At 67.2% G+C, this 3,909-nt stretch carries 4 protein-coding genes; 3 read left to right on the top strand and 1 reads right to left on the bottom strand.

Annotated features, from left to right (window positions below; all coding sequences use genetic code 11):
• The 3 genes from ABNT58_RS09675 to ABNT58_RS09665 all read left to right on the top strand — a co-directional run.
• The coding region (locus ABNT58_RS09675) for an FAD-binding protein (RefSeq protein ID WP_348753279.1) at positions 1-262 on the top strand (262 nt) is incomplete at its 5' end.
• A gap of 62 nt (positions 263-324) precedes the next feature.
• Positions 325-2,115 (top strand): acyl-CoA dehydrogenase, encoded by a 1,791-nt coding sequence (locus tag ABNT58_RS09670; protein ID WP_348753278.1) that lies wholly within the window; start codon positions 325-327, stop codon positions 2,113-2,115.
• Positions 2,115-3,068: a nitronate monooxygenase family protein gene (locus ABNT58_RS09665; protein WP_348753277.1), complete on the top strand. Its 954-nt coding sequence runs from the start codon at positions 2,115-2,117 to the stop codon at positions 3,066-3,068. Before ABNT58_RS09670 ends, ABNT58_RS09665 begins: the two co-directional genes overlap by 1 nt.
• Here the strand turns inward: ABNT58_RS09665 and ABNT58_RS09660 are convergent.
• Positions 3,065-3,631: a methyltransferase domain-containing protein gene (locus tag ABNT58_RS09660; protein WP_348753276.1), complete on the bottom strand. Its 567-nt coding sequence runs from the start codon at positions 3,629-3,631 to the stop codon at positions 3,065-3,067. The two genes, ABNT58_RS09665 and ABNT58_RS09660, sit on opposite strands and share 4 nt — an antisense overlap.
• Positions 3,632-3,909 lie beyond the last annotated feature (278 nt).

Raw genomic sequence — 3,909 nt, 5'->3', positions numbered from 1 at the left:
GCTGGGCGCCTCGCGCGCCGCGGTGGATGCGGGCTACGCGCCCAACGACTGGCAGGTCGGCCAGACCGGCAAGATCGTGGCGCCGCAGCTGTACGTGGCCGCCGGCATCTCCGGTGCCATCCAGCACCTGGCTGGCATGAAGGACTCCAAGGTCATCGTGGCCATCAACAAGGACCCCGAGGCGCCGATCTTCAGCGTGGCCGACTACGGCCTGGAAGCGGACCTGTTCAATGCGGTGCCGGAGTTGGTGAAGGCGCTGTGACCTGAAGCGCCGGGCGGGCTCGCTCATTGGCGAGCCCGCGCGTCCATTGCGAGGAGACAACCATGACCTATCGTGCCCCCGTGCGGGACATGCTGTTCTGCATGCAGGAGCTGGCCAACCTGGAAGCCGTGTCGCAGCTGCCGGGTTTTGAAGAAGCCGGCCCCGACACCGCCCAGGCCGTGCTTGAAGAGTGCGCCAAGTTCAATGAGAACGTGGTCGCGCCGCTCAACTGGGACGGCGACCAGAAACCGTCGTTCTGGAAGGACGGCGCCGTCACCACCACGCCCGGCTTCAAGCAGGCTTTCCGCCAGTTCGCCGAGGGCGGCTGGCAGGGCCTGCAGCACCCGGCCGACTTCGGCGGCCAGGGCCTGCCCAAGACCATCGGTGCGGCCTGCATCGAGATGATCAACAGCGCCAACCTCAGCTTCGCGTTGTGCCCGCTGCTGACCGATGGCGCGATCGAGGCGCTGCTGACCGCCGGCACCGACGAGCAGAAGGCGCTGTACCTGCCGAAGATGATCGACGGCAGCTGGACGGGCACGATGAACCTCACGGAGCCGCAGGCCGGCTCCGACCTGGCTGCGGTGCGCACCCGCGCCGAGCCGCAGGCCGATGGCAGCTACAAGATCTTCGGCACCAAGATCTACATCACCTACGGTGAGCACGACATGGCGGACAACATCGTCCACCTGGTGCTGGCCCGTGTGACCGGCGCCCCTGAAGGCGTCAAGGGCATTTCGCTCTTCATCGTGCCCAAGTTCATGGTCAACGCGGATGGTTCGCTGGGTAACCGCAACGACGTGCACTGCGTGAGCATCGAACACAAGCTGGGCATCAAGGCCAGCCCGACGGCGGTGCTGCAGTACGGCGACCATGGCGGCGCCATCGGTTACCTGGTGGGTCAGGAAAATCGCGGCCTCGAGTACATGTTCATCATGATGAACGCCGCCCGCTTCGCGGTGGGCACGCAGGGCATCGCGCTGGCCGAGCGCGCCTACCAGAAGGCCGTGGCCTATGCGCGTGAACGGGTGCAGTCGCGGCCGGTGGACGGCTCGCTGCCGACCGCCGCGCCCATCATCCACCACCCCGACGTCAAGCGCATGCTGATGACGATGCGCGCCTACACCGAAGGCTGCCGCGCGATGTCGCTGGTGGCCGCCGCGGCGTATGACGCCGCTCACGCGCACCCGGATGCCGACGTGCGCAAGCAGAACCAAGCCTTTTATGAATTCATGGTGCCGCTGGTCAAGGGCTACAGCACCGAGATGAGCATCGACGTGGCCAGCCTGGGTGTGCAGGTGCACGGCGGCATGGGCTTCATCGAAGAAACCGGCGCTGCCCAGTACTACCGCGACGCCAAGATCCTGACCATCTACGAAGGCACGACGGCCATCCAGGCCAACGACTTGGTCGGCCGCAAGACCGCGCGCGACGGTGGCGCCACCGCCCGAGCTATCGCGGCGCAGATCGAGCAGACCGAAGCGGCCCTTGCGCGCAGCGCCAGCGCGCATGCCCTGGTCGTGCGCCAGCACCTGCAGGCCGGCCGCCAGGCCTTTGCCGAAGTGGTGGACTTCATGGTGCAGCGTGCCAAGGCCGATCCCAACGCCGCCTTCGCCGGCTCGGTGCCTTACCTGATGCTGGCCGGCAACCTGATGGCCGGCTGGCAGCTGGCGCGCGCGCTGCTGGTGGCCGAGCAGCGCCTGGCCGAAGACACCGACACCGCCTTCATGGCCGCCAAGATCACCACGGCCCGCTTCTATGCGGACCACATCCTGTCCAAGGTGCCGGGCGTGCGCGACAGCATCGTCCAAGGCAGCGCGGGCGTCACCGACATGGCCCTGGAGGCTTTCTGATGGCACTGCCGCCCGTCCTTTCGAACCTGCCGCTGCCGATCATCGGCTCGCCGCTGTTCATCATCAGCAACCCCAAGCTCGTCATCGAGCAGTGCAAAGCCGGTGTCGTCGGTTCCATGCCGGCGCTCAATGCACGGCCCGCCTCGCAGCTGGAAGACTGGCTGGCCGAGATCACCGAGACGCTGGCCGCGCACGATCGCGCCCACCCCGAGGCCAAGGCTGCGCCCTTTGCCATCAACCAGATCGTGCACAAGAGCAACGACCGGCTCGAGCATGACATGGCGGTGTGCGCCAAGTACAAGGTGCCCATCGTGATCACCTCGCTCGGTGCCCGCACCGATGTGAACGAGGCGGTGCATGCCTGGGGCGGCGTGGTGCTGCACGACATCATCAACAACACCTTCGCGCGCAAAGCCATCGAGAAGGGCGCCGACGGCCTGATCGCCGTGGCGGCGGGCGCGGGCGGCCATGCGGGTGTCAAGAGCCCGTTCGCGCTGATCCAGGAAATCCGCGAGTGGTTCGACGGCCCTGTCGCGCTGTCGGGTGCCATCGCCAACGGCGGTGCCGTGCTGGCCGCGCAGGCCATGGGTGCCGACTTCGCCTACATCGGCAGCGCCTTCATCGCCACCGAAGAGGCGCGCGCCACGCCGGAGTACAAGCAGGCCATCGTGGAGGGTGGATCGGACGACATCGTCTACTCCAACCTGTTCACCGGCGTGCATGGCAACTACCTGCGCCGCTCGATCGTCAATGCCGGCCTCGACCCCGACAACCTGCCGGTGAGCGACCCCAGCAAGATGAGCTTCGGCGACGGCGCCAAGAAAGCCTGGAAGGACATCTGGGGTTCGGGCCAGGGCATTGGCGCGGTGCGTGAGGTACTGCCCGCGCGTGAACTGGTCGCGCGCCTGAAGCGCGAGTACGAGGCCGCACGGGCCCGCCTCGCGCTGCGCTAAGCCGGCCGATCGTTCCGGCGGCCGGAGGCGAGATACACCGTTCCGGCCCACAGCGGCTCTACCTGCAGCTCGTCCAGGTAGGGCCGCAACAAATCCCAGGGTGCTGATAGCCCGTCCAGGCAGGTCGTCGAATAAAGCGCCGCCGACCAGACGAACAGGTTGGCCAGCGGCAACCATGGCGACGCCCACTGCAGGCCTGCCGCCACCACCCGGCCCCCCGGCCGCACCTGCTTCATCAGCGCCTGCACCGACAGCGGGTCTTGCATCACGTCGTGGGTGAAGTGAAGCAGCATCGCATCGGCGATGGGCAGGTCGTGATCCTGGGTCGTCTGGGCCCGCGCCTCCACCAGCCGCAGGCGGGTGCCCGGCGGCATCGGCCGGCCTGCGGCGTGCGACAGCATCTCCGCACAGGGCTCGAGTCCGATCACGGTGCCTGAAGGGCCCACAGCATTCGCCAGCAAGGGCAGGCTCAACCCGGTGCCGCACCCGACGTCGATCACGGTGTCGGCCGCAGCCAGCGCCAGCCGCTCAATCGCTTTCAGGCGGATGGGCTCGAACGCCATCAGCTCCAGGTCGTACCAAGCAGCCCGATGGCGGTACTGCGTGAGGGCGGCCTGTGGGTCAGGTCCCTTGCCGTCGCGGGCAGGTGGCGAGGCAGGGTGTGGGTCTGTGGCCATCACCAACCATTCTGGGCTTCACTGCCGGAGGACGGCACCCGTCAAAACTTTTTTCGCCGTCCTGCTTGCCTTGTAGGAAAACCCCGTGCTACAGTGCAAGGCTTCGCTGATCACTGAAGCGTTTGCCGGAAGCGGCGGGTGCGGAAGGAAGTTAGCGAGGGGGT

The organism is uncultured Aquincola sp., assembly GCF_964001545.1.
Taxonomy (GTDB): Bacteria; Pseudomonadota; Gammaproteobacteria; order Burkholderiales; family Burkholderiaceae_C; genus Aquincola.
The sequence above is the reverse complement of the archived record's forward strand: the minus strand, read 5'-3'. Positions and strand labels throughout refer to the sequence as shown.

What these genes read in the sequence shown, in the direction of transcription:
- ABNT58_RS09670 (WP_348753278.1), top strand. Translation starts at nt 325, where the DNA reads ATGACCTATCGTGCCCCCGTGCGGGACATGCTGTTCTGCATGCAGGAG.
- ABNT58_RS09665 (WP_348753277.1), top strand. Translation starts at nt 2,115, where the DNA reads ATGGCACTGCCGCCCGTCCTTTCGAACCTGCCGCTGCCGATCATCGGC.
- ABNT58_RS09660 (WP_348753276.1), bottom strand. Translation starts at nt 3,631, where the DNA reads ATGGCGTTCGAGCCCATCCGCCTGAAAGCGATTGAGCGGCTGGCGCTG.